The organism is Streptomyces sp. ICC1, from assembly GCF_003287935.1.
Taxonomy (GTDB): Bacteria; Actinomycetota; Actinomycetes; order Streptomycetales; family Streptomycetaceae; genus Streptomyces; species Streptomyces tritrimontium.
Window position 1 is genome coordinate 1501415 of sequence record NZ_CP030287.1, and the last position, 26883, is coordinate 1528297.

General features: G+C 69.8%; 29 protein-coding genes and 4 pseudogenes. 18 read left to right on the plus strand and 15 right to left on the minus strand.

What is annotated here, in order from left to right:
* Window positions 1-30: 30 nt before the first annotated feature.
* Window positions 31-1221, plus strand: coding sequence for a hypothetical protein (locus DRB96_RS06915; RefSeq protein ID WP_162688494.1), 1191 nt, complete (start codon window positions 31-33; stop codon window positions 1219-1221).
* A gap of 353 nt (window positions 1222-1574) precedes the next feature.
* A complete protein-coding gene (locus tag DRB96_RS06920; protein WP_112447626.1) occupies window positions 1575-2180 on the plus strand; it encodes a hypothetical protein in 606 nt (201 codons plus the stop codon).
* Window positions 2181-2421: 241 nt separating this feature from the next.
* Here the strand turns inward: DRB96_RS06920 and DRB96_RS06925 are convergent, their stop codons facing one another.
* Both DRB96_RS06925 and DRB96_RS06930 read right to left on the minus strand, forming a co-directional pair.
* Window positions 2422-2910 (minus strand): hypothetical protein, encoded by a 489-nt coding sequence (locus DRB96_RS06925; RefSeq protein ID WP_112447627.1) that lies wholly within the window; start codon window positions 2908-2910, stop codon window positions 2422-2424.
* A 346-nt stretch (window positions 2911-3256) separates the two neighbouring features.
* Window positions 3257-3772: a cupin domain-containing protein gene (locus tag DRB96_RS06930; protein WP_204357660.1), complete on the minus strand. Its 516-nt coding sequence runs from the start codon at window positions 3770-3772 to the stop codon at window positions 3257-3259.
* Between the two features lie 81 nt (window positions 3773-3853).
* On the opposite strand from DRB96_RS06930, the gene DRB96_RS06935 reads away from it, so the two are divergent.
* A complete protein-coding gene (locus DRB96_RS06935) occupies window positions 3854-4462 on the plus strand; it encodes a TetR/AcrR family transcriptional regulator (RefSeq protein WP_239516045.1) in 609 nt (202 codons plus the stop codon).
* 353 nt (window positions 4463-4815) lie between these two features.
* Here the strand turns inward: DRB96_RS06935 and DRB96_RS06940 are convergent, their stop codons facing one another.
* Window positions 4816-6033: an acetylhydrolase gene (locus DRB96_RS06940; RefSeq protein WP_112447629.1), complete on the minus strand. Its 1218-nt coding sequence runs from the start codon at window positions 6031-6033 to the stop codon at window positions 4816-4818.
* Between the two features lie 555 nt (window positions 6034-6588).
* On the opposite strand from DRB96_RS06940, the gene DRB96_RS06945 reads away from it, so the two are divergent.
* Window positions 6589-7095, plus strand: coding sequence for a DinB family protein (locus DRB96_RS06945; RefSeq protein WP_112447630.1), 507 nt, complete (start codon window positions 6589-6591; stop codon window positions 7093-7095).
* Window positions 7096-7443: 348 nt separating this feature from the next.
* On the opposite strand, the gene DRB96_RS06950 is transcribed toward DRB96_RS06945, so the two are convergent.
* From DRB96_RS06950 to DRB96_RS06960, 4 genes are all read right to left on the minus strand, one after another.
* Window positions 7444-7971, minus strand: coding sequence for a hypothetical protein (locus DRB96_RS06950; RefSeq protein ID WP_162688495.1), 528 nt, complete (start codon window positions 7969-7971; stop codon window positions 7444-7446).
* Between the two features lie 350 nt (window positions 7972-8321).
* Window positions 8322-8462, minus strand: a complete 141-nt coding sequence (locus DRB96_RS44350) for a hypothetical protein (RefSeq protein ID WP_239516046.1) — start codon at window positions 8460-8462, stop codon at window positions 8322-8324.
* Window positions 8463-8465: 3 nt separating this feature from the next.
* A complete protein-coding gene (locus DRB96_RS06955; RefSeq protein ID WP_239516047.1) occupies window positions 8466-8870 on the minus strand; it encodes a proline dehydrogenase in 405 nt (134 codons plus the stop codon).
* A gap of 644 nt (window positions 8871-9514) precedes the next feature.
* On the minus strand, window positions 9515-10165 hold the full coding sequence (locus DRB96_RS06960; protein ID WP_112463235.1) for a hypothetical protein: 651 nt from the start codon (window positions 10163-10165) through the stop codon (window positions 9515-9517).
* A gap of 206 nt (window positions 10166-10371) precedes the next feature.
* On the opposite strand from DRB96_RS06960, the pseudogene DRB96_RS06965 reads away from it, so the two are divergent.
* Window positions 10372-10879, plus strand: a pseudogene (locus DRB96_RS06965) (nucleotidyltransferase domain-containing protein); the annotation flags it as partial.
* 113 nt (window positions 10880-10992) lie between these two features.
* Here the strand turns inward: DRB96_RS06965 and DRB96_RS06970 are convergent.
* The 4 genes and pseudogenes from DRB96_RS06970 to DRB96_RS46225 form a co-directional block, all read right to left on the minus strand.
* On the minus strand, window positions 10993-11658 hold the full coding sequence (locus DRB96_RS06970; protein ID WP_112447633.1) for a response regulator transcription factor: 666 nt from the start codon (window positions 11656-11658) through the stop codon (window positions 10993-10995).
* A complete protein-coding gene (locus DRB96_RS06975; RefSeq protein WP_204357661.1) occupies window positions 11655-12608 on the minus strand; it encodes a HAMP domain-containing sensor histidine kinase in 954 nt (317 codons plus the stop codon). The genes DRB96_RS06970 and DRB96_RS06975 overlap by 4 nt, the downstream gene beginning before the upstream one ends.
* Window positions 12609-13180: 572 nt before the next feature.
* The gene (locus DRB96_RS46220; protein ID WP_112447636.1) at window positions 13181-13465 is read right to left on the minus strand and encodes a DUF3040 domain-containing protein; all 285 of its coding nucleotides are present in this window, start codon (window positions 13463-13465) and stop codon (window positions 13181-13183) included.
* Window positions 13466-13488: 23 nt separating this feature from the next.
* Window positions 13489-14590 (minus strand): annotated as a pseudogene (locus DRB96_RS46225) (SLC13 family permease).
* 307 nt (window positions 14591-14897) lie between these two features.
* On the opposite strand from DRB96_RS46225, the pseudogene DRB96_RS44365 reads away from it, so the two are divergent.
* The 10 genes and pseudogenes from DRB96_RS44365 to DRB96_RS07045 form a co-directional block, all read left to right on the plus strand.
* Window positions 14898-15242: pseudogene (locus DRB96_RS44365) on the plus strand (slipin family protein); the annotation flags it as partial.
* Window positions 15243-15298: 56 nt separating this feature from the next.
* Window positions 15299-15730 carry an NfeD family protein gene (locus DRB96_RS07000; RefSeq protein WP_112447637.1) on the plus strand — a complete coding sequence of 144 codons (432 nt, stop codon included), beginning with the start codon at window positions 15299-15301 and terminating at the stop codon, window positions 15728-15730.
* Between the two features lie 3 nt (window positions 15731-15733).
* Window positions 15734-16804, plus strand: a complete 1071-nt coding sequence (locus DRB96_RS07005; RefSeq protein ID WP_112447638.1) for an SPFH domain-containing protein — start codon at window positions 15734-15736, stop codon at window positions 16802-16804.
* A gap of 395 nt (window positions 16805-17199) precedes the next feature.
* Window positions 17200-18504, plus strand: a complete 1305-nt coding sequence (gene nhaA, locus DRB96_RS07010; protein ID WP_112447639.1) for a Na+/H+ antiporter NhaA — start codon at window positions 17200-17202, stop codon at window positions 18502-18504.
* Window positions 18505-19060: 556 nt separating this feature from the next.
* The gene (locus tag DRB96_RS07020; RefSeq protein ID WP_112447641.1) at window positions 19061-19387 is read left to right on the plus strand and encodes a PadR family transcriptional regulator; all 327 of its coding nucleotides are present in this window, start codon (window positions 19061-19063) and stop codon (window positions 19385-19387) included.
* Complete coding sequence (locus tag DRB96_RS07025; protein WP_112447642.1) at window positions 19384-19740, plus strand: DUF1048 domain-containing protein; 357 nt, start codon at window positions 19384-19386, stop codon at window positions 19738-19740. The genes DRB96_RS07020 and DRB96_RS07025 overlap by 4 nt, the downstream gene beginning before the upstream one ends.
* A gap of 1 nt (window position 19741) precedes the next feature.
* Window positions 19742-20068, plus strand: a complete 327-nt coding sequence (locus DRB96_RS07030; RefSeq protein ID WP_112447643.1) for a DUF1048 domain-containing protein — start codon at window positions 19742-19744, stop codon at window positions 20066-20068.
* Between the two features lie 91 nt (window positions 20069-20159).
* Window positions 20160-20366: pseudogene (locus DRB96_RS07035) on the plus strand (ATP-binding cassette domain-containing protein); the annotation flags it as partial.
* 278 nt (window positions 20367-20644) lie between these two features.
* The gene (arsM, locus tag DRB96_RS07040; RefSeq protein WP_112447644.1) at window positions 20645-21448 is read left to right on the plus strand and encodes an arsenite methyltransferase; all 804 of its coding nucleotides are present in this window, start codon (window positions 20645-20647) and stop codon (window positions 21446-21448) included.
* A 353-nt stretch (window positions 21449-21801) separates the two neighbouring features.
* Window positions 21802-22080 (plus strand): hypothetical protein, encoded by a 279-nt coding sequence (locus DRB96_RS07045; RefSeq protein WP_112447645.1) that lies wholly within the window; start codon window positions 21802-21804, stop codon window positions 22078-22080.
* A 174-nt stretch (window positions 22081-22254) separates the two neighbouring features.
* Here the strand turns inward: DRB96_RS07045 and trxA are convergent, their stop codons facing one another.
* Genes trxA through DRB96_RS07065 form a run of 4 tightly spaced genes read right to left on the minus strand, consistent with a single transcriptional unit; the run spans window position 22255 to window position 24589 of the window.
* A complete protein-coding gene (gene trxA / locus DRB96_RS07050; RefSeq protein ID WP_112447646.1) occupies window positions 22255-22581 on the minus strand; it encodes a thioredoxin in 327 nt (108 codons plus the stop codon).
* A gap of 26 nt (window positions 22582-22607) precedes the next feature.
* Entirely contained in the window at window positions 22608-23573 is a 966-nt protein-coding gene (trxB, locus tag DRB96_RS07055; protein WP_112447647.1) for a thioredoxin-disulfide reductase, read from the minus strand.
* Between the two features lie 6 nt (window positions 23574-23579).
* Window positions 23580-23999: an arsenate reductase ArsC gene (locus DRB96_RS07060; RefSeq protein ID WP_112447648.1), complete on the minus strand. Its 420-nt coding sequence runs from the start codon at window positions 23997-23999 to the stop codon at window positions 23580-23582.
* Window positions 24000-24049: 50 nt separating this feature from the next.
* On the minus strand, window positions 24050-24589 hold the full coding sequence (locus tag DRB96_RS07065; protein ID WP_112447649.1) for an arsenate reductase ArsC: 540 nt from the start codon (window positions 24587-24589) through the stop codon (window positions 24050-24052).
* Between the two features lie 73 nt (window positions 24590-24662).
* On the opposite strand from DRB96_RS07065, the gene DRB96_RS07070 reads away from it, so the two are divergent.
* From DRB96_RS07070 to DRB96_RS07080, 3 genes are read left to right on the plus strand one after another with little or no spacing between them, the layout of a single operon-like run.
* Window positions 24663-24977 carry a metalloregulator ArsR/SmtB family transcription factor gene (locus DRB96_RS07070; RefSeq protein WP_112447650.1) on the plus strand — a complete coding sequence of 105 codons (315 nt, stop codon included), beginning with the start codon at window positions 24663-24665 and terminating at the stop codon, window positions 24975-24977.
* Between the two features lie 34 nt (window positions 24978-25011).
* Window positions 25012-25806 (plus strand): aquaporin, encoded by a 795-nt coding sequence (locus tag DRB96_RS07075; protein WP_112447651.1) that lies wholly within the window; start codon window positions 25012-25014, stop codon window positions 25804-25806.
* On the plus strand, window positions 25803-26861 hold the full coding sequence (locus DRB96_RS07080) for an ArsO family NAD(P)H-dependent flavin-containing monooxygenase (RefSeq protein WP_112447652.1): 1059 nt from the start codon (window positions 25803-25805) through the stop codon (window positions 26859-26861). Before DRB96_RS07075 ends, DRB96_RS07080 begins: the two co-directional genes overlap by 4 nt.
* The last annotated feature ends 22 nt before the right edge of the window (window positions 26862-26883 follow it).

Below are 26883 nucleotides of genomic sequence, written 5' to 3' on the forward strand. Positions count from 1 at the left end.
CCACGGCGTCGGGGCAGCGAGAATGGCGGGATGGACGGACTGGGTGGGGCGCTGGAGCGGGCAACTGCGGATGGCGATGTGGTGGACGGCTGGCTCCAGGGGCTGGCGGGCAATCAGGTGCTGCCGGTGGAGATGCTGGCCCGGCTGCTGGAGTTCGACGAGCTGCCGATGCCGAGCTTCTGGCTCAAGTACAGGACCTTGGATGCCGCAGCGACGGAGCTGCTGGTGGCTTCGCCGCAGATCCAGCACCGGCTGGACGTGACGGAGAACGCGACGGCGGACGTCGACGTGCTGGCCCGGCTCGCGCGGGATCCGGAACCACGGGTCCGGTTCGTGTACGCGGTGATGCTCTTCGAGTACAAGCGCCGTATCCCTGCCGGGGTGCTGGAGATCCTGGCGCAGGACCTGGAACCGAAGATCCGGCGGATCGTCGGCGGGAGTGAGAAACCGCCCGTCGCGGTGCAGGAGCCGCCGCCCGTGCTGACGGCGGAGCAGCGGGTGACGCACCCGGATCCGGCGGTGCGGATGAAGGCCGCCGCTGATCCCGAGGTACCGACCGTCCTGGCCCTGCGACTGGCGGAGGATCCCGAGAACGACGTCCGGCTCGCGGTGTCGATGCGGGAGGAGCTGACGGAGGAACAGCGCACGGCCATCCCTTGCACGGTGTGGCAGCACTTCTGGTCGCCGCCGCCCTGGATCGCACGGCAGGCGACCGACCCGGAGGCGGCCCGCCGGATCGCGCGGTCGGCGCACGTCGGGCTGCGGCGGGTGCTCGCGGCTCAGCCGCACCTGACGCCGGGCGTGGTGGCCCTGCTGGCCGCGGACGAGGACGAGTGGGTGCGGCGCACATTGGCCGAGTCGTGCGAGGACGCGCCGCACGAGCTGCTGGTGGAGTTGTACGCCACGGTGCAGGACCGGTACTGGTCGGGGTACCGCAACCACCGCAACTTCGCCCGGCCCGGGTTGGCCCGGTTCGCCGACGACCCCAACCCGCGGCTGCGGCACGCCGCGTTGGACGACCCGGAGGCCGGGCCGGAGCTGGTGCTGCGGCTGGCCGACGACCCTGAGGTGGGTGGCTGGGCGGTGCGCGACCCCAGGCTGCCCGCCGACGAACTGCTCCGGCGGCTCACCCTGCCGGCACATGCCGCCGCTGCCGCAGGCAATCCGGCACTGCCGGTGGCGGTCATGCACCACCTGCTGGACCTCGCCCGGGCACGCTGACCTTAGGCGAGCGGCTGATGCATGGCCTGCAGGGCGATCAGCCCGCCGTCCAGCGAGAGGTATCCGACCACCTCGGCCAGCACCACCAGGGCCGTCAGGCCGACGCAGCGTCACAAGATCAGCGACAGAGCCGAAGTGCGTGACCGCCCACACGAGGCCGTACGGAACCAGACAGACGGCGTCCGGACGGGCCGGGACGAACAGGTCCGCCGGTGGCGTCGCGGCACCGGCACTGCGCCAACCCGGCAAGGTGTCGCGGCCACCCGCCGACGGACCCCGCGTGACGGCCGGGTCCGGCATACGGTCGAGTGACCGGCCGACCCCTGCCGCCGGCACCGGAACAGGAGCAGCCCATGCTTCTCTACGCCCAGACCCCCGCACGGCGGAACCGACAGATCCTCGCGGACCTGATCGCCGTACTGCTGATCGCCGCCACGGTGAAGTTCGCCCTCACCGTCCACGGCGCGATCATGCGGCTGGCCGAACCCGGCCGCAAGGTCGAGAGCTCCGGCGAAAGCCTCGCCGACGCCCTCGCCGAAGCCGGCGACACCGCCTCCAACGTGCCACTCGTCGGCGACCTGCTGAGGAAACCGTTCCGGTCCGCGGCTGACGCCGGCATCGGACTCGCCGACGCGGGACAGTCACTGCAGGATGTCGTCAGCCAGGTGGCCACCCTCGCCACCCTCGCCCTGATCATCCTCCCCGTGGCCTTCATCCTGCTGCTGTGGCTTCCCCTGCGCGTGCGCTGGATCCGCCGCAGCGCCGCCGTCCGGGACCTCCTCGACGCACCCGGAGGCGCCGACCTGCTCGCCCTGCGCGCCCTCACCGGACCGCCGCGCGCGCTCTCCACGATCCCCACCCCTGCGGGCGGCCTCGCCGACGCCTGGCGCCGCGGCGACCGGCAAGTCATCGCCGACCTGTCCGAGATCGCCCTCAGGCGGGCGGGCCTGAAGCCCTGACGGGCGCGGCAGGACGGAGGACCGAGCCGGGAGGAGCGGTGCGGACTCGCCGGAGAATGCCTCGACTCCCCCCGCGCCGACCAAAGCGCCCGCTACCGCGAACTGGTCGCCGTAGCAGCCCTGGACCAGCTGGGCCGTGGTCAGTGGATGACGATCTCGGCGCCGTCACACCCGGCGAGGCCCGGCCCAATCCACCCCTGAAAGGGGTCACTCGCGCACGAGACCAGAACCTCCTGATCCCCTATTCGCTCCTGGCTCCTTGGTCATCCACGGGCTGGAGCTCACGGGCCACGTCCGCGGCGGTGCCGTCGAGCTTTCGCCCGAAGGCGGCCGCGAGGACAGCGGGGAGGTCGGCCTCCGGGACAGCCCCGCGCACTTCCGACAGGACGCGGGGAAAGTCGCCGTCGTCGATGATGCCCAGGTGCTCCTGGCGCAATTGGTGGATGACCTGGACGAGTTCAGGCCGCAGCTGCATCCAGGCACGGGAGGTACGGATCTCCTCCTCGACCTGCTCCATGAACCAGCGCATGACCTCGAAGGGGATGTCCACGTGCCGCCCGTCGGGGTCGAAACTCACCGTCGGCTCCCTCGCTGGGTCCTCGTCCGGGACGACCGCGCCCACAAGGGTTCGTTGCTCGGCGACGAGGTCCAGTTCCAGGTACCAGGCATCGTCAGGCAGGGAGTACATCGCGGTGATCGCGTAGTCGCCGTTGGGGTGCGGGATGGGCATGGCCGGATGCTGTCACACTCGTCCGGCGGCAGATCTGCCGGTCTCCCGTCCCCCACGGCGGTACCCCCTGGCGGCTGCTCCGCTCCGCCTGTGGTGCCGATGCTGATGCAGCTCGCCTGCGATCCCGTGTTGGACAGGGCTCTCCCTGGAACGCGAGGTCTGACCCTGGTCGGCGGTTACGCAGGCGCCGACGGCCGGCGCCGGATGCGCGAGCCGCAGGTCGCTTGACCGCGGCTCACGGTCGGCGGGTGCTGCTCGGCAGAGGCGACGCACAGGTCTTCCACCAGCGCGCGAAGAACCTCGGTCGATGCGGCACGCGGCTTGGATCGGGTGGGCCGGACCTCAGTCAGACGGCGGGCGGCGTCAGATCGAACCGCGAGATGACCTCGGGCAGCCAGGCGGGCCGTCCGAACTCGAGCCCGTACTTGGCGGCGAGCACCGGCACTGCGTCCTCGGTCGGCGGCGGCCCGTCGGCGAGCATCTCGGCCAGCTCGCGGAAGAAGTGCTCGAATCCGGCCGGACTGATGATCTCGATCATTCGGGCCGGGACGGGGCCCGCGTTCCACATCGCGTGAAGCTCCCCGCGCGGCTTGGTGATGTAGCCGCCGGGGCCCAGAACGGTTTCGCGGTCGCCGGACCGGAAACCGATCTCGCCCTCGGTGACGATCGAGTACTCGTCCTCCCGGGTGTGCAGGTGCGGCGGCACCAGTGCCCCGACCGGGAAGGGGTGCTCAACGACGGAGACCGCACCATCGGTGTCGGCACCCCACAGCTTGAAGGCGACCCCGATCGAGCCGAGGAAGACCTCGGTCCCCTCGCCGGGGCGGACGATGGTGAGCGGCGGGGCCAGCGGCTCTGTCATGGCGATCACTCCTCGACAGAATTTGGAGATACACTGGTGTTCCATTAAAAGGTTTCACCATGGATCCCGGGATGTCAAGAGTTGAGTGAACAGCAGCGTTCACCGAAACCACGTGGCTACGAGATGCGCAAACGCGCCGAGGACGTGGGCCGGACGCGGCAGCGCATCGTCGAGGCCGCGGTGCATCTCCACGGCACCTCGGGCCCGGCGTGGACGACCATCGCGGCGATCGCCGAGCGCTCCGGGGTCACCCGGCTGACCGTCTACCGGCATTTCCCGGATGAGACGGCGTTGTTCGAGGCCTGCTCGGGACACTGGCTGTCGCGGCAGAGGCTGCCCCGACCCGAGGAGTGGGGCGCGATCGAGAACCCCGTCGAGCGGCTGTCGGCCGGGCTTGCCGACCTCTACCGCTTCTATCGCGCGGGCGAGCGGATGCTGACACTGGTCATCCGCGACGCGCATGCCGTACCCGAGCCGATCCGCGAGGCCCGAGCAAAGATGACCCGGCAGTACATCGAAGTACTGTCCGATGCCTGGCCGGAGGCCGCCGACCCGGTCCGCCGTGCGGTGATCGGACATGCCGCGGCGTTCTCCTCGTGGCGTTCTCTGTGCCGGGAGCAAGGGCTCACGAACCGCGAGGCGGTCGAGGTCATGGTCACGCTGGTGGAAGCGGTCGGCACCAGGTCCTGAGATCCGAGGACGTTCTGATCCTCTGCGCCCGCGACGGGGCGGCTGTGGCCACGGCCCGGCGGTGGGGCGGCAGCCGCATCCGGTTCGCGTCCCCGCCGAGCAATGGCCGCCGCATGGCCCGGCCGCCGGCCAACCCGGCCATCGGGTCGAGGTCGTGCCGGGTTTCCTTGGCGAAACCAAGTCCTCGCACCGCGCCGGCGCCGCAGGGTCCCGACGTCGCTGGCGAACGCAGTCGACGTCGCCCGAGCGCGGCCGCTCCTCCGACCTACCGAACGATCCAGGACGCTCGGCCCCGTCATCCTGCCGCTCGCTCGGGCACCTGCGAGGAATCCAGGTGCTCCCGCCCCAGGGAGTCAGGGAAGGAACGTCACCGCCGGGAAGGCCGGGGACGGCCCATCGAGCAGGTGCCCCGGACAGTGGCGCAGGTGCTCGTCGAAGAACGCGAGCGGGTAGGCCTGCTGGATCTTCACCGCCTGGTCGGGATCGAGGGTGCCGATCACGTCCTGGAGCTGCTGCCCGGTCCATCCGTACAACTTCGCCACTTGCGGGAACAGCGCCTCGTTGTCGCCGTAGGAGATGTGAACGGCGCCCTCGGCCTGAATGTCCAGCCGCCAGCCCCGCAGGTGCGACCAGAATGCGGCGGCCTCGGGATCCGTGGCCCGGCTGAACTCGGCGGACATCATCATGAACGGCCGTTCCAGTTCGCCGGCCAGCGGCGGGTTCATCTGCATCGGGCCGTCGAGGCTCAGCCCGGCCCGGATGCGCTCGTCCGCGAGCGTGGCGCACGCGGTGGCCGTCCCCCCCTTCGACCAGCCGAACGCGCCCATGCAGCGCGGGTCGAGTGCGCCGAGCAGCCCGGCCGGCAGCTTCCTGTGGTCGACGTCCGGATTCCGTCCCGCGGCGATCTGCTCTACGCAGTCGAGGACGAAGCGCAGGTCGGCGGCGAAGTCCCCGGGCAGCGTCGGCGCCTGCCTGTCCTGGAGCGGGACGGCGACCCGGCCGTCGGGGAACTCGGTGTACGTGTCGTACTGATGCGCGATCGTCACGGCCGCATATCCGTGACTGGCGAGCTCCTGGACCATGACGGTGTGGTCGCCCTGGTGGCTGTGCGCGCCGTGCGAGAAGACGACGACGGGCAGCCGCCGGCCTGACCTGCGCACCGGAGCGCCCACGCGGCCGGCGGTGAGCGGCCCCAGGGAGGCCAGATCACTGAACCCGGCGTCGTCGAGGAACGCCTGAAATGCCCCGGCCGGCATCCAGGGCGCCACCGGGTACCGCTGGACGTCCCGGGCGGGGTACCAGACGGTGGCCATCAACTCACGGAAGTGTCCGGGCCCCGCGATGGCGTCGGGGCGCGATCGGTCGACGAGGTGCAGCTGGACCGTGCCCACGGGGTGCGGCCCCGTCGGCGCGGGAAGTGTGAGCCGCTTCGGAGCGTCGGCGGCCACAGCCTGGCCGGCCCACGCGGGGCTGGTGGCGGCCAGCGGTACGGCGGCGCCGACAGCGAGCGCGGCTCCCAGCACGCGTCGGCGCGACATGCCCTCGCGGCTGATGAACGGTGTGGTGGTCATGGTCCCTCCCATGGTGACGCATCGTCAACTGTGCCGCTGCGGATGGTCCGTGGGCACAGGGGAACGCTGTCACGTGCCTTCCTGCGTGGCATCGGCTCACCGATGGACAACGCGCGAGGGCATAGGCCCACGGGTTTACGCCCCGGTGCTGATGCGGTCGGCGGTGTCGTCCGGTAGCCAGGCACTCCGGTCACCGGCCGAGGTCCTGGCCCGCTGGGCGCAGTCGCGGCGGTCGCAGACCTCACCGGGCTAGGCCCACCGGCGCTGAATCGCTGGAGCGACCCGCCGGACAAGGAGCTAGTGCTGTGACCGGAAAGGTCCACCGGGGCGCGGCGCCCGGCACGGCACCTCGCCGCGTTGTCGGACCACACCGGTACGTCCAGTACGAGCCGCGGCCCTCCGCCCGGGGGCCCCTCCCGGCGGTAGCTGGGGGAGAGGCACCGCACCGGACACCGCGACCCGGCAAACCTTCCCGGCCACAGCACCAGGTGGAACAGGTTGGGCCCGTCGAAAAACACTTCGACATCGATCGCGTGATCGGGGACGCTTCGCGCGATGACCAGAATCGACGACACACCGCCCGCGTGGGACGAGCGCACCCAGCTCACCACGTTTCTCGACTACACACGTGATACCGCCCGCGCCAAGTGCGACGGCGTCTCCGCGGAGAACGCCCGCAAGGCGCTCCTGCCGGGCTCACCGCTGATGACCATGAGCGGATTGATCAACCACCTCCGCTGGGTCGAGTACTACTGGTTCCAGGTGGTCTTCCTCGGCGAGGAAGACCGGGGCCCCTGGACCGATGAGGACCCCGACCGCGAGATGCGTATCGCCGTCGACTTCCCGCTCACGCAGTTGCTCGACGAATACGCCGAACAGAGCGCCCGCTACCGCGAACTGGTCGCCGGGAACAGCCTGGACACCCAGGCCAAGGGAGCCGTCCGTGACGGTCTCCATGTCGACCTGCGCTGGATCCTCCTTCACCTCACCGAGGAGACGGCCCGCCACAACGGCCACCTGGACATCCTGCGCGAGATGCTCGACGGCCAGACCGGCGACTAGATCCGGCGGAGATCACGGGCGGAGCCAGCGTCGGATCGAGGCGACGGTGGCGGTGCCGTGGAAGATGTAGCCGCGGTTGCGAGAGGTCGAGTCGACGCTCACCATCGACCAGCCGATCCGGCCTTCCGCGTCGGCGTCGGCGTCGGCACGTCTGCTCCAGGTCCTCGATGGCGATGGGGAAACGCACGCTCAGCAGGCGTGGAGCACCCCCGAAGCACTCGACGAACGCCCCCGCACCGCAGCGCGGATCACCACCACCGGGGCGGTCCTCCGCCTGGCTTTCCACCCACACCGCCGGTCGGCCGACCCTCGGAGTAGGGGCGGACCCCGCAGACCGCTGAACGGGCGTCAGCGGGAGCCGCCCCCTTCAGGGGTCCGGGGTCGGCTAGCCGATCGCGGGGTGCGCCGAGATCCCGACGTACTCGGGAGCGAGGCCGACAAAGCCGTTGACCTCGGTGGGGGGGCGAGGCCGGGAGTGGCCTTGTCCTTGCCGGTGAGGGCGTCGAGCGCGAACACCCGCTTCTGGTACTGCTTGTCGACCACCGTGCACACGATCATCGAGCGCCGGTCGTGCCAGCAGGAAAGATCTGTCGGTTCGCCCAGTGCCTTCTCGTCCAAGCCGGCCGGCGGTCGGCCGGCGGACAGGTCCAGCAGCGCCACGCTGTCCGGGGCGCGCGTCGGGAACCCGCCCACCGTCGCCGTGAACAGACCCGCGCCGACCGGGTCCAGCTTCGCCGCATTCCCCCGGTACGGCCACGCCTCCTTGCCATCGACGATCGCCAGCCCGTTCACCCTGGCGCTCTCGCCGCGTCCGACGACGATGCCGCGGTCGACGAGTTCACCGCAGAAGCCCTTGGCCGCGCCATCGAGGCGCATGACCGCGGTCGTACCGTCGGAACCAAGCAGTACAGGATCCCCACTGTCCCGGCCGTCGGGCCTGTCGACCGTCGCGGTCCACAGCCGAGTACCGGAATCGGCGGCCACCGCCGTGAACTCGATGGCGGCCCGGCTGGGCGTGGTGCCCGACCATGGCTGGTCGTTGACCGGCTGATCACACCAGGGCCTGGAGGGCGGCACGCGCAGTCCGTCGTGTGGCCCTCCCTCTGTGCCACGCCCCGGAAGCAAAGGGCTTGTGGCGCTCCCCGAACGCGTTCCCTCCCCCCGATTCATGCTGAACAGCGCCTCAGTCTCAACGGTCTGGGCGGCCGGGGCCGAGAGTCCCCGGGTCAGTTGGCTTTGCCGATGGTGCTGCGGGCCGCGAGGCGGAAGTCTTTGACTGTTTGGTAGAGGGTTCGCTCTCGTTCGGCGGCAAGGGCGGTGTCTTCGGCCTTGTGGGTGGCGTTTCCCGCGCGGGCGTTCTCGGCCATCCGTCACATGACGTGTGACAGATCGCTGGAGGCCTTGGCAACGCGTTCCGCGACTTCCGCGAGGGATGTCGGCCCTTCGAGGATGACGACTTCGCCGGCGCGGTGGACCTCACGGGCCAGTCTGATGAAGCGGCCTATCTTCTCGTCAATGTCGGGGAGGTCGGGTTGGTCCGAACGCAGCGCGTCTAGGACGGCGTCCATGGCGATGTCGCGGTCATGGAGTGCGCTGAGGTAGCCGGCGTATGCGTCGCGGCGATGCTGGCGTCTCCATTGGGCGTGCTGGGACCGTGCCTGAGCACGACCGTTGACGATTGCGGCCCCGAGGGTGGTGGCCGAACCGACGGCGGCGCCCAGCAGTGCGGCGAGTCCTGAGTCCATGGGCCCCAGTCTGCCGTTCTTGTTGTTCATCCAGTTCTTCGGGGCTTCGTGCCCTTCTCATGGTGGGCGGGACAGCTGTATCCCTCACCGGTGGCGAGTACCCGTCCCACGCGTGACGGGTGGCCGAGGGGTGGCCTATCGAACCGAGCGCTCGTCCGGGCCCTGGTCGGGGAGGTTTTGGAGCACATGCTGACGAAGAGGCTTGAGAGCACAGACTTCTGACGCCTCGTCAAACCCGGGCCGGGTGAGTCTGTTCAAGTCGGCCGGCTTCTCCCGGGGCCCACGGAGGTCGGTGACCAGTGGGCGAGCGAGCGCCGAGCCGGCCGTCCGCCGCCTTGGGCAGCGGCACCCACCAGTGCGTCGGCCAGCTCGAACAAGAGGCCACCCCGTGTGGTCAGGCACGCGTACGACTCCGACCGGAAGCGTGACGCTTCCGCGAACGCGGCCCGAAGGACATCCCGGTCCACGAAACTCATGGCTACGGCCTTTGTGTTGGTCCCGTGCCTCTGTGACGGAGCACAGGACCAGGCGAAGGCCGCCTTCACGTCCGTTGAACTGCGAAAACACTGGTCAAGCACGAGCCGCGTTCGACACCGGACGTTAAACGGCAAGCTGGCAGCCGCCGCATGCGCACGCGGGAAGCCGACGGGGCGTTGCGGGGCACGCCCTCGCTGTCAGGCCCGGGTGGCGGTGTGGATGGTCGTGCTGCCCGAGGCATTGAAGTGGCGGATGGTGAGGGTGTTCTTCGCGTAACCGACCGTAAGCCGCTCGCCGTCGCCGGTGCCGTCCTTCTCGGGAGGCTGCCAAGGCAGGGTCAGGTCGAAGCCGTCGCCCACTTTGCCGGGTACGTCGTGGGCGGAGGCGGCACCCTTGGCGCCTCGCTTGGGGCCCTCGTTGACCTGCGTCATCAGAAGGCCGCGGCGGAAGACGAAGCCTCCCTTCCAGGTGCCGGCCCCACCCTCCCATTCGATGGTCCACTTCCCGTTCGCCTCCTGCTGGCCCTGCACTGTCGCCCTGCCCCGAAGTGTCTGGCCGCCGGGCGTGGTGGTCCGGATGCTCCAGGTGCCGGTGAGGAAGGCCTCCACAGAACGCTCGATCACACCTTGCCCGCCGGGGGTCTTCGCAGGTGCGGACGAGGTGGGGGGAGCGGAGCCTGAGCCGGCTGTCGAGGGCGTGTCGGTCGAGGGCGGTGCGGCGGAAGCCCGTGCCGACGGCTTGTCCTTGCCCGTACACGCCGCCAGGAACGCCGCGCCGGCCCCGATCGCCAGGTAGCGCAGTGCGGTACGCCGGCCGACGATCCTCGCGGCCGTACGTATGGTGCGCATGTTCATCTCATCCCCGTGTAGCCCAGTTGGAAAGCTGGAGCGAGTCTACGTAGGGCCACCTGTGCGCGCGGAGACGGCCGGGCCCCCGCCGGAGCCGCCACGAGATCCGCTCGGCAGCACGTCGCAGCGCAAGGCACAGTGGCTGTACGGATGAGCAAGGGCTGGACCGCGACGGAACGATCGCACGCGAAGGCGCACTGGGCCGAGTGCGGGCAGCGTTCGTTCCCGTCGTCGATGCCGCCCGCGCACGTATCACCGAGACGTTCGACGGTACTCGCCTGCACAGGCCTACCTCTACGGCAGCATCCCCCGTGGCACCGCCACCCCTGGAGTCTCCGATCTCGACCTCCAGCTCGCCTTGTACGGTGAGCCCACCGAAGGCGACCGCGCTGACGCCAAAGCCATCGAGGTCGTCCTCGACCATGCATTCCCGCAGATCGACGGCGTCGGGATCTTGCTGACCAGTACGCGGGTTCTGCTCAGCGACGCCGAACGTCACGATGGCGGATTCTTCATCGCGTGCCTCTGCACCCCGTTGCTGGGCCCTGACCTCGCGGAACAACTGCCCCGTTACCGCCCCACAGCCCTACTCGCGCGGGAGACCAACGGTGACCTTGCCCGCGTGCTTCCACGCTGGCGTGCCAAGCAGCTGAAGCCACGACGGACACCGATCGCCGGTCCCTCAGCCGTCTCGTCGGCCGTCGCACCGTCCGCCACGCAGCGTTCAGTGGGCTGGGGAGGCCTGCGGCTTGCAGGGTTCGGTGTATCCCCCCGGTCCCCGTCGGAGCGACTACGGCTACTGATACGGGTACGGGTACGGCTAACCGCTACGGCTCGATCAGGCCGACGCGGATCGCGTAGCGGGTGAGTTCGAGGCGGTCGCGCAGGCCCAGTTTCTGGAGCAGGTTGGCGCGATGGCGCTCCACGGTCTTGGGACTGATGACGAGGAGGTCGCCGATCTCCTTGGAGCTGTGGCCCTCGGCGACGAGCTTGAGGATTTCCTCCTCGCGTTCGGTGATGGGCCGCTCCGGGATCGGGCCGCCGCTGCGGGCGCGGTCGAGGTAGGTGCGGATGAGGGTGGTCTCGGCGCCGGGGTAGATGAACGGCTCGTCGCGCAGCGCGGCGCGGCAGGCTTCGACGAGGTCGCGGTCGGCGACGGATTTGAGGACGTACCCGGAGGCGCCGGCGCGCAGGGCTTCGAAGAAGTACTGCTCGTTGTCGTACATGGTCAGCATCAGGATCCGCAGGCCCGGCCGGAGGCGGGCGAGTTCGCGGGCGGCCTGCAGGCCGGTCTGGCGGGGCATGGAGATGTCCAGGACGGCGAGGTCGATGTCGAGGCTGCGTGCCTGGGCGACGGCTTCAGCTCCGTCGGCGGCCTCGGCGACCACGGTCAGGTCGGGTTCGGCGTCGAGGATGAGGCGTACGCCGCGGCGGACGAGGGTGTGGTCGTCGGCGAGCAGGATGCGGGCGGGCCCGTCGTCCGGCTGACTCATGGTGTTGCCCCCGTGGTGTCGTGGATTTCAAGGCGGACCTGGGTGCCGCCGTGCGGGCTGGCGCCGAAGAGGAGTTCGGCGCCGATGAGCAGGGCGCGTTCGCGCATGCCCTGGATGCCGGCGCCCTCGTGTGCGTCCCCGAGGCCCTGGCCGTTGTCGCGCACCAGCAGTCCCACGCCGCCGCGGGACAGGGGGCGCAGGTGGACCTCGACGCGGGTGGCGCCGGAGTGTCGGGCGGCGTTGGTCAGGCCCTCCTGCGCGACGCGGTAGAGCACGAGTTCGGTGGCCGGGTCCAGCTGGGGCAGCCCGGGAGTGATGTGGGCGGTGACACCCAGGCGCGGGGTGGTGAACTCGCCGGCCAGGGAGCGCAGCGCACTGTGCAGGCCGAGTTCCTCCAGCACACCGGGGCGCAGGCGGCGGGCGATGCGGCGGATCTCGTCCAGGCTGGCGCGGGTGGTCTCCTGGGCCTGGTGCAGATCGGCGCGCACCGGCTCGGGGGCGCGGTCGGCGGCGTGCTTGAGCTGGAGGAGGACGGCGGTGAGGGTCTGGCCGATCTCGTCGTGCAGCTCCTGGGCGATGCGCTTGCGTTCGGCCTCCAGCGCGGTGAGCACGCGGCCGCTGCTGGTGGCCCGCTCGGCTTCGAGGCGGTCGAGCATCGCGTTGAAGGTCCGGGTGAGTTCGGCGACCTCCCCTCCGCCGGTGACCGGCGGGCGCGTGCCGGGTTTGAGGAGGTCGGCGGTGGCCATGGCCCGGTTCAGCCGGGCCAGCGGGGCAAGCCCGACCCTGAGGAGAACCGCGTTGATGACCAGCATCGCGGCCAGCCCGCCGAGCAGCACGAGCGCCTCACCGAAGAGGACCGGCGTGGAGACGGTGACCGGGCCGAGCAACAAGGCCACGGCGAGGGCCAGAACGCCGGCGTTCAGGAGGAAGATCCGCCAGTACATCGACACGGCTACACGCCTTTCCCGCCGGTCTCCCAGCATCCGCCACGGCCTGCCGGCCACCCCGTCCCCAGGTGCCCTGAACTGCGACGGAGCCCACTTCCCCGTCTCATCTTCACGCCGGCGGAAGGATGCTGTCCATCCGTGCCAGCACCCATATTTCCGCCGGGCGGTAAGTGGCACGATGGGCTCGCCGAGCGGCTTCTCCTGCCTGAGATCGAGCGTCCGCCGTCAGCTCCGGGAGGCACCAAGGAACGGAGACCCGGCGTACCACGCCATCAGTTTCGCGGTGGCGACCCTGCTCCTGCTCCTGCTCCCTTTCCCCGTGGCCATCCTCGCCGACTGGATACCGACGGTGGTGACGGCATGCACCGCAGCAGGGCTCGCGCCCACTGCGGCAGCAGTTGCGTTCCTTGTCCGTGCCGCCCGGCTCCCCCAGCACTCGGTCTCAAGGATCGGGGGCTGACCGTCCATGCTCAGGACGCGAGTCGCCTCCTGGCTCAGCCGCAACGTCACCGAGTTCCACCTCGCCGCGGCGATGGTGGCCGTTGGGCCCCCGCCACACTGACGGGCGTAGCCCTTCACACCCTTTCCGAACCTGGGACCCCGGCGCTGAACATTGGCCTGTCCCTGTTCATCACGTGCCTGGTGATGCTCGGTTCCCGGACCGGGCGTCCACTGATCGACCCCGCACGCTCCGACGCCAGGGGGCCGGGATGCGGGAGAACAAGGCCGGGGATTACTCGGCTGCGACGCTCGCGGGGCCGGCGCGGACGCCCCTTGCCCAGGGCGCGGGCGAAGCGGGGATCGTCGTGCCACAGCGTGGCTTCGAGGTCGGCGATCCTCTCGTCGTCTGATTCCGGCACGGTCCTTCACTCCCTTCCATCGGTCAGGCGAGGGCGAAGTGGCGCAGCCACACGTACAGCCCGGCCAGCACGGTGGTGACAGCGGTGACGACGTTGGCGGAGGAGGCGATGATCGTGGCGTTGCCGGCCAGGTCCGCGCCGAGGGCGAAGGACCACCACAACACCTGGGCTTGCTCGATGCCTCCGGAGCTGGCGACGATCTCGGAGACGATCGGGCTGGTCGAGGCGACGAAGGGGATGTTGTCGATGACCGCGGACGGCACGATCGATCCGAAGAGCAGGGCCATGGAGGCGCCGAACAGGTTGCCGTCCAGTACCCGGGCCGCGGCCTCGCCCAGGTCCGCGAAGATCCCCGTCCGCACCATCGCGCCGACCATCACGAACAGGCCGGCGAAGAACGCCAGGGTCTCCCACTCGACAACGATGCCGCTGACGGCCAGCAGCCGGGTGTCGGTGAGGGCATCCCGCTCGCGCGCATGGCCATGACGTGCGCGGCATGCTCGGGGTCGTAGGTGAAGGCGCCGCGGAACATCCAGCGGGCCATCAGCGCGAACACCGCGCCAGCACCGTGGCGATGGGCGCCAGGTGGAGCAGGAAGTCGTTGAACGACAGCCCGGCGCGGGAGCCGATCATGATGTTGGGCGGGTCACCGATCAGCGTGGCGGCGCCGCCGATGTTGCAGGCCATCACCTCGGCGATCAGATAGGGCACGACCGGGACGCCGAGCCTGGTACAGACCCCGATGGTCACGGGGGCGATCAGCAGAACGGTGGTGACGTGGTCCAGCCACGCCGAAGGCAACGCGGTGGCGAAGATCAGGAACACCATCAGCCGGTACGGGCGGCCGTGCGACCGCTTGGCGGCCCAGATCGCGACGAACTCGAACAGGCCGGTGCGCTTGAGGACGGAGACGATCAGCATCATGCCCAGCAGCAGGAAGATGACGTTCCAATCGATTCAAACGGCCACGTCGGAGAAGAACGCGTGCTCCGGGCTCGTCGCGCCGATCTGCAGCATGACGACCGCACCGCCCAGGGCGGCGGCGACCCGGTGGACCTTCTCCGTGGCGATCAGTACGTAGACGGCCCCGAACACCGCCACAGCCAGCCACGCGGTGACACTCATGGCGGGCCCGCCCAGCCAGTGCCGGGGATACGCGGAGACGGGGTCGTCATCGGCGCGGCTCCGTTCACAGGTGCAGGCGCGAGCACCCGCGCCCCACGAGGGCCACCCCGAACAGAAGGTGCTCCAGATCCCCACCATCACCTGGCGCCCCTGACCGGCGCATCGGGGCCAGCACCCATCTTCCCCACCCCTGACACGGCAGGGACCTCACCCTCGGCAGCCCCCGCCGTGAGCGGCCCGGTGGCAGGCTCCGCGCCCCGGACCGGTGCGGGCGACGACCTCCCCCACGGTGGACCGGCCAGTCACCGTGATGTCCGACCAGCCTGCCGCCCTCCAACTCAGGCTGCCGCAGACGGTGGTCGCGGTCGCCGCCGAGAAGAACTCCACCCTCGTGCTGGCGTTCCCAGTCGAGCTGCTGCGCCTCCTCGAGCGGGCCGCCCCGCCGCAGTCCGCCCTCGTGCGGGCTGCGTCGCTCAGCCGTTGCCTGCGAATGTCATGTCATGTCATTTCGTATCGTGTCGCAGCGTCCCCGCCATGCCTCAATGTCGCGTCGCAAGGACCCGTCCGGACTGCTCGTCCCGGCTACCCACGGAGCCATGACCCGCAGGTAGCCGGGACGACCCAAAGGCTTCCTTTGGCCTATAACGGGTAAAAGACACAAAAGAGCACAATCTCCGCACCCTGCCGCCCCCACCAGGAGGCTAAGCAATGGATCCTTGGCTGATCTGGTTGATCACCGCTCTGGTCTTGGGCGCGGCAGAGATCGCCACCCTCACCGTGGCGCTCGGGCTCCTCGGCGGCGCGGCTCTGGTCACCGCCGCCTTCGCTGCCGCCGGCCTGCCCCTGCCCTTGCAGTTCCTGGTGTTCGCGGTCGTGGCGACGGTCGGCGTGGTCTTCGTACGCCCTGTCGCCCTGCGCCGTCTGTCCCCGCGACCCGAGGAGCGCTTCGGCGTGGACGCGCTGGTCGGCGCGGCCGCCTACGTGACCGCGGAGGTGTCGATGCGGGGCGGCAGGGTCCGCATCGGCGGTGAGGAATGGACGGCGCGCGCCTACGACGAGTCACTGGTGATCCCTCCCGGTACGACCGTCGACGTCATCGAGATCAAAGGCACCACCGCGCTGGTCTACCCCCGGGAGTGAGCCATGGAAGTGTCCGCGTTCCTCGTCGTCGGCCTGCTCGTCGCGGTGCTGGCGGTGTTCACCGTGGTGCGGGCGGTACGCATCGTCCCCCAGGCCCGCGCCCGCAACGTCGAGCGCCTCGGCCGCTACCACCGCACCCTCAAGCCCGGACTCAACGTGGTCATCCCGTACGTCGACCGCGTGTACCCGGTGATCGACCTGCGCGAGCAGGTCGTCTCCTTCAAGCCGCAGCCGGTCATCACTGAAGACAACCTGGTCGTCGAGATCGACACCGTCCTCTACTTCCAGGTCACCGACCCGCGCGCCGCCGCCTACGAGATCGCCAATTTCCTCCAGGCGGTGGAACAGCTGACGGTCACCACGCTGCGCAACGTCGTCGGGTCCATGGACCTGGAGAAGACCCTGACCTCACGGGACACCATCAACAACCAGCTCCGCGGCGTTCTCGACGAAGCCACGGGCAAGTGGGGCCTCAGGGTCAACCGGGTGGAGATCAAGGCCATCGACCCGCCGCAGTCCATCAAGGACGCGATGGAGAAGCAGATGCGGGCCGAGCGGGACAAGCGGGCCGCCATCCTCGGAGCCGAGGGCCAGCGCCAGTCCCAGATCCTCACGGCCGAGGGCGACAAGCAGTCCGCCGTCCTGCGCGCCGAGGGCAACCGGACGGCCGAGATCCTGAAGGCGGAGGGGCAGTCGCGGGCCATTGACGAGGTGTTCCAGGCCGTCCACCGCAACGACCCCGACCCCAAGCTCCTCGCCTACCAATACCTCCAGATGCTCCCCCAGCTCGCGCAAGGGCCCGGCAACACCTTCTGGGTGATACCCGGCGAGGTCACCTCCGCCCTCCAGAACGTCACCCGCGCCTTCACGGAATCCCTCCCCCAGTCCGCCGCCACCCGCGAGGCATCCTCCGACGACCTGGCCGTCCAGGCCGCGAACGACGCGGCGAAAGCCGCGGAAGCCGCCGCCGAAGCCCTCGCCGACGCCGCGGAGGCCGACAGCGCGCTCGCAGCGCGACGTGAGCCGGGAGGACGCGGCGCAGAGGCAGCGCCGCACTCCGGATCACAGGACTGACTCCGCCCCTCGCGGATCACCTCCGACTGACCCAGGCCATCGGGCGAGTCCTCGGGCAGGTAGCGGTACAGCCCGTAAGGTGCCGGCCCTCCTCCGCCCAGATGCCGCTGTCGGGGCGGCTCCAGCCGTACGTGCGCTCTCGGCCAGCCCTGCGCCAGCCCCGCGAGGGGTCAGCCCGGGGTGAAGGGTCCGCGCCTTGGTGTGTACGAGCCCGCTCGCTTGCGTTTCAGCAGGTGAGAAGCCCTCTGGCGACATCTGGACATCTCCCATACGGTGTAAAGAACACGTCAATGGGGCAGCCGAGCTGCCAGTGACGCGCGGTGTGCCGGGAAGTCTGGTCGGCGAAATAGGGGCCGTGTGCCCCTCTTCAGCCGACGCCCCGGAAGGCCACCACCATGAGCAGCCCGCGCCCTCGCATCGCGTTCGGACTCATGGCCTGGCCTGAACGCCAGGCCATCACCTCCGCCCTGCGCACCGAGACCGTAGGCGGGCTGGTCCTCCTCGCCGCCGCCGTCATCGCACTGATCTGGGCCAACACCCCGTTCAGCAACGTCTACCAGGCGATACGCGACTTCCACTTCGGCATACCCGCACTCGGCCTGGACCTTTCCATCGGGCACTGGACCGCCGACGGGCTCCTCGCCGTCTTCTTCCTCGTCGCCGGCATCGAACTCAAACGAGAACTCGTCGTCGGCGAGCTGCGCACCCCGGCTACAGCCGCACTGCCCGTCATCGCCGCAGTCTGCGGCATGGCCGTACCGGCGGCCCTGTACGGACTGACCGCGGGCCTCGGCAACGGCAGCCTCGACGGCTGGGCCGTCCCCATGGCCACCGACATCGCCTTCGCGCTCGCCGTCCTCGCTGTCATCTCCACCCACCTGCCCTCCGCCCTGCGCGCCTTCCTCCTCACCCTCGCCGTCGTCGACGACCTCGGCGCCATCCTCATCATCGCCGTCTTCTTCACCAGCGACCTGAACCTCTGGGCCCTCGGCGGAGCCTTCGCCGGACTCGCCGTCTTCTACCTCCTCCAGCGCTACCGCGTCCGAGGCTGGTGGTGGTACCTCCCCCTCGGCATCGCCATCTGGGCGCTCATGTACAACGGCGGCGTCCACGCCACCGTCGCCGGCGTCGCCATGGGCCTCATCCTGCGCACCACCCGCGACAAGAGCGAGGACGTGTCCCCCGCAGCCCGCGTCTCCCATGTGATGCACCCGATTTCCGCGGGCATCGCCGTTCCCCTCTTCGCCCTCTTCGCCGCGGGCGTCAGTATCTCCGGCCCCGCCCTGGCCTCGGTGTTCACCAGCCCCGAACCGCTCGGCGTCGTCATCGGACTCGTTGTCGGCAAGATCCTCGGCATCTTCATCGGCACCTACCTCGCCGCACGCTTCACGAGAGCCGAACTCAACCCCGACCTCGCCTGGGCAGACGTCCTCGGACTGTCCGTCCTCGCAGGCGTCGGCTTCACCGTCGCCCTCCTCATCGGCGAACTCGCCTTCCCCGGCCAAGAGATCGGCGAACACGTCAAAGCCGCCGTCCTCATCGCCGCCCTCACTTCCGCCGTCCTTGCGGCCGTACTCCTCCGGCGCCGCAACACCCTCTACAAGCGCCTGTACGAAGAGGAGAACATCGACGCTGACGCGGACGGCATCCCCGACATCTACCAGCGCGAAGCGGAACCCGTCACCCGCGAGCATGGCTGACGTACGCGCCGCGGCACGTACGGCGAGTGCCCCTTCAAGGACGCCTGGGGCCTGGCCCTCGTCGGCGCAGCCGTCGCCGTGCCGCCGCCCGGGCCAGGCCGTCTCTCGTCTCCGCCTGCTTCGGGCCCAAAGGGCTGGCCCCGGTCGCCTGAGGTCTGCTCGTATCTCCAGGCAGGCGGGCAAGCGGGCAGGCGCCAGCCTCCGTGGTGACATGCGCTCAGCGCCGGTCTTCTGGTAGCACTGGGCGAAGTAGCCCAGTGGGTGCGCCGCTTCCTTGGTGAGCACCTGAGCACCGCGCCTCCCTGCCTCGCCCGCTGACGAAGGTGCTCACTCCCCCGGCCCGGCCAGCCCAGCAGGCGGGCGCCGATGACCGCCGTCTGAAGTGTGTAGCGCGTGCGCGGGTCAGCCGGGTCTGCCCCGGTCACCCTGACCGTCTGCGCCCCCAGCAACCGGTGAACGCGGCTCGCCGATCGCTGGCACCCCCACTACTCGGTGGTACCGTATAGCTGTACTCGGTACTACGTAGTACCGAAGGCGCCAAGGAGGAAGACTTGCGATGGACGACCTGACGGAGATGCTGAAAGGCACGCTCGAAGGGTGCGTACTCGAGATCATCGCCAGCGAGGAAACCTACGGGTACGCCATCACCCGTCAGCTGAACGAGCTGGGCTTCGCCGACGTCGTCGAGGGGACGGTGTACACCATCTTGCTGCGACTGGCGAGGAACGGACTCGTCCAGGTGACGAAACGACCGTCCGGGGTCGGCCCACCGCGCAAGTTCTACGCACTCAACGACGCCGGCCGCCAGGAACTCGCGAAGTTCTGGGCGAAATGGCAGTACGTCTCATCACGCATCGACAAGCTCAAGGAGGGCGGGCGATGAACTTCTGGGAGACCATCACGGGCAGCGATCTCACCAGGGAATGGAAGGCGTTCGAGGCCCGGGCCGAGGCCCTGCCGGACGACTACCGGGCGGCGTGGGAACAGATCAAGGTCGACCTCCTCCCCCACGGGGACTTCACCGGTCGCAACCTGATGCCGATCCTCGACGCTGCCCTGGGACTGCTCGAAGAGACGGCGGCGGACGGACAGAGCGTCAACGAGGTGCTCGGCGACGACATCCGGGGCTTCTGCACGGCACTGGCCGGCGGCGAAGGGGCCCGAACCTATCGCGACTGCTGGCGCGAGCAGTTGAACAGGAACGTCGCCAGGAAACTGAGCAGGCTGGGAGGCTGACATGGGCATCCAGGACATCATCGAGGGCAAGAAGCAGTGGCGGGCACACACGGCCCGAGTCAAGGCCCTTCCGCCCGACTACCAGATCGTTTACAAGGAAATGCAGAAGTACCTGTTCAAGGTCGGACCCATCGACCTGCCCGACGGGCCCCTACTCCCCGGGATCGTCGACTTCTTCGAAGAGGGCGCCGCAGCAGGCAAGGGAATTTTGCAACTCATCGGCGATGACGTCGCCGCGTTCTGCGACGACCTGATCAAGGACTCCCGCACCTATGCGGATGTCTACCAGGAGTCCCTCAGCAGGGAACCCGGCACAGCCGGGAAGTAGCCTCCGCCGCTCACACCAGTGGGCATAGCCCGTACGCACGGTTCACCGCTTCGGCGCGGCGCGAACAGGCGCGGCCCGAACGACCAGCAACATCCCGGCCGGGTCCGTGTTCGCGCTGCTCGGCCCGAACGGCGCCGGGAAGACCACCGCCGTGAAGATCCTTTCCACGCTCGTCACCGCCGACGCCGGCGACCTGCGCGTCGGCGGGCACGACCTGGCCGCCGACCCGCAGGCGGTCCGTGCCGCGATCGGTGTCACCGGGCAGTTCTCCGCCGTCGACGGCCTGATCACCGGCGAGGTGCTGAACGAGGCGGCCGGCAGCATGGCCATGCCGCTGATCCTCCTGCCCCTCATCTCCAGCGCCTTCAGCCCGGCCGACACCATGCCCGGCTGGTGCGTCGGCCTGATCGCGCTCGGCTACCGCTGGTCGGCGGCACAGTTCACCCGTGACCCGAAGTAGCCGGGACGACCGTGCCGGCACCCGCCTGATTCGATAGACCTCTATGTTGACGACTGTCGATCCGGGAGGCACTGTTGATTCCATAGACATCGAACCAATCGCGCGAGGAGCATCCCATGAGTCAAGAGTCCGATCTGCGCGAAAGCGTCCGTGCCGGGTACGCGGCGGCAGCGCTGCAGGTGACCGAGGGCGGTACCGCCTGTTGCGGGTCCGGCAGCGTCGAGATCGACGAGAACTTCGGGTCGGGCCTCTACGGGACGGCGGAGCGGGAGTCGCTCCCGGCCGAGGCCGTCGCGGCCTCGCTGGGGTGCGGCAATCCGCTCGCGGTGGCGGAGCTGCGGGAGGGCGAGCGCGTGCTCGACCTCGGGTCGGGTGGCGGGATCGACGTCCTGCTGTCCGCCCGCCGTGTGGGAGCCGGCGGTAAGGCGTACGGCCTGGACATGACCGAGGAGATGCTCGCTCTGGCGGTCGCGAACGCCAAGAAGGCGGAGGCGAAGAACGTCGAGTTCCTCAAGGGCACGATCGAGGCGATCCCGCTGCCCGCGGGCACCATCGATGTCGTGATCTCGAACTGCGTGATCAACCTGTCGGTCGACAAGCCCGCGATGTTCGCGGAGATGTTCCGGGTCCTGACTCCCGGCGGCCGGATCGGCATCTCGGACGTCGTCTCCGACGACGAGCTCTCGCCGACCGAGCGTGCCGAGCGCGGCGACTACGTCGGCTGTATCGCCGGCGCACTGTCGTTCACCGAGTATCGCGAGGGTTTGGAGGCGGCAGGGTTCACCGGCGTCGAGATCACCCCGACGCATTCGGTCGCGGATGGCATGCACTCGGCGATCGTCCGCGCGGTGAAGCCCGCCGATGCCGTGCTCCCCGCTGCGACGAAGGCCGCGACGGCCGGAACGTCCTGCTGCGGCTGACGGGGAGCGGCGGCATCTGCGTCAGTCCTGATGGTGCTCTTCGCGCTCGACATGATCGGCGTGAAGGCCGTACGACGCTTCGTACCGCGCCCGCCCGCATCCTGGGGTCGACGGGTCCGCCGCTCGGCGAGGTCCGCCGCCGTCACCACCCCGGCCGTCCTCGGCTTCCTCACCGTCCCCATCCCCTGCGGGGGTCACCCTCGGCGTGGAGTCGATCGCCGTCACTTCGGGCTCCGCGCTCACGGGGGCGGCGGTCATGGCCGGCTTTGTTCTGCCGAGCAGGCCGCGTGACGGCTCCGCGGCTACGCTTGAGGTGGGGCGCCGGTCTGGGTGATCAGCTGGAGGCGGCACCGATGGGACGACGCCATCATTTCCACGTCGATTACGTGGGGCACTCGGTCAGTGCCACCGTCGAGACCGGCCACATGGTCGTGGTGGAGGTTCTGGTCGACGGCAAGGAGACCGGTCACGGCACGACGCACGATGACCACCCCGTGACCGTGCACGTCGAGCTGCCCACAGATCCGCCGACTCCGGTGTCCGTACGGGTGACGCCCGCTCCCGGCGTACCGCGCTGCATTCTGGAGTTCCCGGGAGCCGAGGATCACATCATGTCACCCCGCCCGTTCTGACGGAGCGGGCCACCGGGTCTGGCCCATGAACGGGTTGCCGTGCTGCTCGGGCCGTTGACGCTCTCGCCGTCAACGGCCACAGGCGGACCGAGCGACTTTCCGCGCGAGCAGCGGGTCCCCCGCACCGCGCGCCGTGGCGGTGCAGAGGACCCGATTCCATGCCCGGTCGGAAGGTCAGGCGCCGAGGTACCCGCCCAGTTCCCGCTCGAGAGCGGCCCTGGGCTTGGCGCCGACGATGGACTTGGCGACCCGGCCGCCGACGTAGACGTTCATGGTCGGGATGGACATGACTCCGTACGCGGCAGCCGTCTCCGGGTTCTCGTCGATGTTGAGCTTGACGATCTCGATCTTCTCGCCGTGCTCGGCGGCGATGGCCTCCAGCGACGGAGTCAACTGGCGGCAGGGGCCGCACCAGGCGGCCCAAAAGTCGACGAGGACGGGCTTGTCGCTCTGCAGGACGTCCTCGATGAAGGACGCGTCGGTCACGTTCTTGAGGGCCATGATGCGGCCTCCTCCCATGGTGGTGGTTACTGCGACGCGTCGGCGAGCGCGGCGAGGTACCGCTCTGCGTCGAGGGCGGCAGCGCAGCCGGTACCGGCGGCCGTGATGGCCTGGCGGTAGGTGTGGTCGACGACGTCGCCCGCGGCGAACACGCCGGGAAGGCTGGTGCGCGTGGACGGGGACTGGACCTTGAGGTAGCCCTCGGCGTCCAGGTCGAGCTGCTCGGTGAACAGCTCGGTGCGCGGGTCGTGGCCGATCGCGATGAACAGGCCCGTGGCGTCGAGGTGTTGGATCTCTTCGGTGATCACGTTGCGGACCGTGAGGCCGGAGAGCTTGCCGTCCTTGTCCTCCAGCTCGGTGATCTCGCTGTCGAAGAGGAAGGAGATCTTGTCGTCCGAGAACGCACGGTTCTGCATGACCTGGGAGGCCCGCAGGGTCGAGCGGCGGTGGACGATGGTGACCGAGCGGGCGAAGCGGGTGAGGAAGGTGGCTTCCTCCATCGCGGTGTCGCCGCCGCCGACCACAACGATGTCGCGGTCTCGGAAGAAGAAGCCGTCGCAGGTCGCGCACCAGGAGACGCCCCGCCCGGAGAGCTCTTCCTCCTTGGGCAGGTTCAACTTCCGGTAGCCGGAGCCGGTCGCGATGATCACGGCCTTCGCACGGTGGACCGTGCCTTCCGAGTCGGTGACGGTCTTGATGTCGCCGGTCAGATCCACGGAGACGATGTCGTCGTCGATCATCTCGGCGCCGAACCGCTCGGCCTGGGCCCGCATGTTCTCCATGAGCACGGGCCCGTCGACGCCCTCCGGGAAGCCGGGGAAGTTCTCGACCTCGGTGGTCGTCGTCAGTGAGCCGCCGACGAAGATCGCGCCGCCGAAGACGAGGGGCTGGAGGTTCGCGCGCGCCGTGTAGAGGGCGGCGGTGTATCCGGCGGGGCCGGAGCCGATGACGATGACGTTGCGTATGCCATCAGCGGTGTTCGAGTCAGTCACGTCGGTTCAGGCCTTCGACTTGGCGTCGATCTCGGCAATCAGGCCCTCGATGAGGCCCTTGATCTCGTCGCGGATGGGTCGGACGGCCTCGACTCCCTGGCCGGCCGGGTCCTCGAGCTGCCAGTCGAGGTAGGTCTTGCCGGGGAAGTAGGGGCAGGCGTCGCCGCAGCCCATGGTGATGATGTAGTCGGACGCCTGGGCGGCCTCGGGGGTGAGGACCTTCGGCGTCTGGTCGGAGATGTCGATGCCCAGCTCGGCCATGGCAGCCACGGCGGAGGGGTTGATCCGGTCGCCGGGGACGGAGCCCGCGGAGCGGACCTCGACGCGGTCTCCGGCCAGGTGGCGCAGGAAGCCTGCGGCCATCTGCGAGCGGCCGGCGTTGTGGATGCAGACGAACAGCACGGACGCGACAGGAGTGGAGGACATCGTTCTTCCTTGGGGTGAAGTCAACTGCGGGGTGGGAACGAGCGGGTGTGTCATGCGCCGAGCCGGGTGAGCAGCTCGGTGATGTGGGCGTCGATCTCGTCGCGGATCTCGCGGATCTCGCGGACGACGGCGATCGGGGCCCCCTCGGGGTCCGGCACCGGCCGGTCGAGGTGGCGACGGCCGGGGACGATGGGGCAGGCATCGCCACAACCCATCGTGATCACGATGTCGGCGGCCTGGACGACCTCATCGGTCAGCGGTTTGGGGTAGGCGGCGCTGACGTCCGCGCCGACCTCGGTGAGCGCCTGGACGACGTGGGGATCGACCACGGTGGCGGGTTCGGTGACGGGTTCGGTGCCCGGCGCTCCCTGGACCTTGGCGAGTGCCCCCAAGCGCTCGGCCGTGAGGCGTTCGGCACGCACGACGAGGTGGGTGTGGACCTGGGCGTCGGCTGCCAGGAGCGCGTAGGAGTCGGCGAGGAGCCGCTGCACGGTCTCCGGGGCGAGCCTGCCTTCGTGGCGTGCTGCGAGGCGCGCCACTCCGGTGAAGAGCCGCTGATCAGGCAGTGTGGGGGGCGGAGGCGAAGACATGAGAACCCTCCACGGGCTCCAAGAGGTCAGCCCGGGCTGGTATCAGGGCCGGGTGATGTGACAGTATCAGTCCATGATGACGTCAGTCGACACTGAACTGATCCGGGTACTGGCCGACCCGCTCAGGCTCCAGATCGTGACCCTCCTCGCCAAGGAGACGCTCTGCACCACCCATCTCGTGGAGGAGACGGGTGCCAAGCAGACGAACCTCTCGAACCATCTGAAGGTCCTACGCGAGGCCGGGGTCGTGGATACGGAGCCATGCGGACGGTACATCTACTACCGCCTGCGCCCGGAAGTCATCGAGGCCATCGCCGGTCAGTTCGCCGACCTCGCTCAGACCGCGCGCGCCACCGCCGAAGCGAACCTCAAGCGGTCCTGCCCATAGCCCGCTTCTTGCCTCACCTGCCCGAGGAGAACCGTTGTCCGTCACCGAGCCCGTCGCCGCCCCCGCAGCGGCGTCCGGCATAGCCGCCGACGCGCCCCAACCCGCGCCCGGCGCGACCCCGCCCCAGACCCCGTTGATCGCCCGCGCCGCCGCCGAGCTCGTCGGCACCGCGGCGCTCGTGGCGGTGGTGGTCGGCTCCGGCATCCAGGCCACCGAGCTCAGCCAGGACGTGGGCCTGCAGTTGCTGGCGAACTCCCTGGCCACCGTCTTCGGCCTCGGCGTACTGATCGCCCTCCTCGGCCCGGTGTCCGGCGCCCACTTCAACCCGGCCGTCACCTTGGCCGAGTGGTGGACCGCCCGTCGCGGCGGCGCGGGCGTCAACGCCCGCGAGCTGGCCGTGTACGTGACCTCGCAGATCGCCGGCGCGATCGCAGGAGCCATTCTGGCCGACGCGATGTTCGGCGAGTCTCTGGTGAAGTGGGCCACCCACGACCGCTCCGCCGGGAACCTCCTCCTCGGCGAGGTCGTCGCCACCGCCGGACTGATCCTCGTGATCTTCGGCCTGGCCCGCACCGACCGGCTCCGCTTCGCCCCCATCGCGGTCGCCTCCTACATCGGCGCCGCCTACTGGTTCACCTCTTCCACCTCCTTCGCCAACCCGGCCGTCACGATCGGGCGCGCGTTCACCGACACCTTCGCGGGCATCGCGCCCGCCTCGGTTCCGGGCTTCATCGGCGCCCAGCTGGCCGGTGTCATCGTCGGCCTGGCCCTGGTGGCGGTCATCTTCATGCGCGGCAAGACCGCGACCGCCGGAGCTCCGGCGGCATGACACAGAGCACGGACGTGGTGGTGATCGGTGGCGGCCAAGCTGGGCTCGCCGCCGGATACCACCTGCGTCGCCTGGGCATCGAGTTCGTCATCCTCGATGCCCAGGCGGCACCCGGCGGGGCATGGCAGCACACCTGGGACTCGCTCCGGCTGTTCTCCCCGGCGGCGTACTCCTCGCTGCCCGGTCGGCTCATGCCCGTCCAGCCCGGCGAGGTCTATCCGGACGCACAGCACGTGGTGTCGTACCTCGCCGACTACGAGAAGCGGTACGAGCTGCCGGTTCAGCGCGGCACGTGGGTCGATGCCGTCCACCGGGACGGCGCCTTCCTCCGTGTCGAAACCGACTGCGGCGACTGGCAGGCCAGGGCCGTCATCAGCGCCACCGGCACCTGGACCCGCCCCTTCCTGCCTGCCGTCCCAGGCCGCCGCGACTTCGCCGGCCGCCAGCTCCACACCGTGCAGTACCGCAGCCCCGAGGACTTCGCGGGGCAACGCGTGATCGTCGTGGGCGGTGGAAACTCCGGCGCGCAGATCGCCGCCGACCTCGCGGGTACGGCCGACCTGACCTGGGTCACCCAGCGTCCGCCCCGCTACCTGCCCGACGAGATCGACGGCCGCGCGCTCTTCGACGCCGCGACCGCCCGCCGCCAGGCCCTGGACGCCGGCCGCACGGACACCGGTGGCGTCGCCTCGCTCGGCGACATCGTCGCCGTCCCGCCCGTACGCGCCGCCCGCGACGCCGGCCTCCTCACCGCCACGCCCATGTTCAGCCGCCTCACCGAGGACGGAGTCGCCTGGGCCGACGGAACGAGCGCACAGGCCGACGCGATCGTCTGGTGCACGGGATTCCGCCCGGACCTGGCCCATTTCTCCTCGCTCCGCCTGCGCGGCACCCGGGGCCACATCGCCGCGATCGGCACCCGCGCCGTCGACGAACCCCGCTTGCACCTGCTCGGCTACGGCGACTGGACCGGTCCCGCCTCCGCCACCCTCATCGGCGTCGGCCGCCCCGCACGCGAAGCTGCCCGAGAGATCGCGGAACTGCTTCGAGCCTGACCTTCACGTCGCCGCGCCTGCC

Coding starts and splice junctions, on each gene's coding strand:
- DRB96_RS06915 (WP_162688494.1), top strand. CDS start 31: ATGGACGGACTGGGTGGGGCGCTGGAGCGGGCAACTGCGGATGGCGAT.
- DRB96_RS06920 (WP_112447626.1), top strand. CDS start 1,575: ATGCTTCTCTACGCCCAGACCCCCGCACGGCGGAACCGACAGATCCTC.
- DRB96_RS06925 (WP_112447627.1), bottom strand. CDS start 2,910: ATGCCCATCCCGCACCCCAACGGCGACTACGCGATCACCGCGATGTAC.
- DRB96_RS06930 (WP_204357660.1), bottom strand. CDS start 3,772: ATGACAGAGCCGCTGGCCCCGCCGCTCACCATCGTCCGCCCCGGCGAG.
- DRB96_RS06940 (WP_112447629.1), bottom strand. CDS start 6,033: ATGACCACCACACCGTTCATCAGCCGCGAGGGCATGTCGCGCCGACGC.
- DRB96_RS06945 (WP_112447630.1), top strand. CDS start 6,589: ATGACCAGAATCGACGACACACCGCCCGCGTGGGACGAGCGCACCCAG.
- DRB96_RS06950 (WP_162688495.1), bottom strand. CDS start 7,971: ATGCGCCTCGATGGCGCGGCCAAGGGCTTCTGCGGTGAACTCGTCGAC.
- DRB96_RS44350 (WP_239516046.1), bottom strand. CDS start 8,462: ATGGCCGAGAACGCCCGCGCGGGAAACGCCACCCACAAGGCCGAAGAC.
- DRB96_RS06955 (WP_239516047.1), bottom strand. CDS start 8,870: ATGAACAACAAGAACGGCAGACTGGGGCCCATGGACTCAGGACTCGCC.
- DRB96_RS06960 (WP_112463235.1), bottom strand. CDS start 10,165: ATGCGCACCATACGTACGGCCGCGAGGATCGTCGGCCGGCGTACCGCA.
- DRB96_RS06970 (WP_112447633.1), bottom strand. CDS start 11,658: ATGAGTCAGCCGGACGACGGGCCCGCCCGCATCCTGCTCGCCGACGAC.
- DRB96_RS07000 (WP_112447637.1), top strand. CDS start 15,299: ATGGATCCTTGGCTGATCTGGTTGATCACCGCTCTGGTCTTGGGCGCG.
- DRB96_RS07005 (WP_112447638.1), top strand. CDS start 15,734: ATGGAAGTGTCCGCGTTCCTCGTCGTCGGCCTGCTCGTCGCGGTGCTG.
- nhaA (WP_112447639.1), top strand. CDS start 17,200: ATGAGCAGCCCGCGCCCTCGCATCGCGTTCGGACTCATGGCCTGGCCT.
- DRB96_RS07020 (WP_112447641.1), top strand. CDS start 19,061: ATGGACGACCTGACGGAGATGCTGAAAGGCACGCTCGAAGGGTGCGTA.
- DRB96_RS07025 (WP_112447642.1), top strand. CDS start 19,384: ATGAACTTCTGGGAGACCATCACGGGCAGCGATCTCACCAGGGAATGG.
- DRB96_RS07030 (WP_112447643.1), top strand. CDS start 19,742: ATGGGCATCCAGGACATCATCGAGGGCAAGAAGCAGTGGCGGGCACAC.
- arsM (WP_112447644.1), top strand. CDS start 20,645: ATGAGTCAAGAGTCCGATCTGCGCGAAAGCGTCCGTGCCGGGTACGCG.
- DRB96_RS07045 (WP_112447645.1), top strand. CDS start 21,802: ATGGGACGACGCCATCATTTCCACGTCGATTACGTGGGGCACTCGGTC.
- trxA (WP_112447646.1), bottom strand. CDS start 22,581: ATGGCCCTCAAGAACGTGACCGACGCGTCCTTCATCGAGGACGTCCTG.
- DRB96_RS07060 (WP_112447648.1), bottom strand. CDS start 23,999: ATGTCCTCCACTCCTGTCGCGTCCGTGCTGTTCGTCTGCATCCACAAC.
- DRB96_RS07065 (WP_112447649.1), bottom strand. CDS start 24,589: ATGTCTTCGCCTCCGCCCCCCACACTGCCTGATCAGCGGCTCTTCACC.
- DRB96_RS07070 (WP_112447650.1), top strand. CDS start 24,663: ATGATGACGTCAGTCGACACTGAACTGATCCGGGTACTGGCCGACCCG.
- DRB96_RS07080 (WP_112447652.1), top strand. CDS start 25,803: ATGACACAGAGCACGGACGTGGTGGTGATCGGTGGCGGCCAAGCTGGG.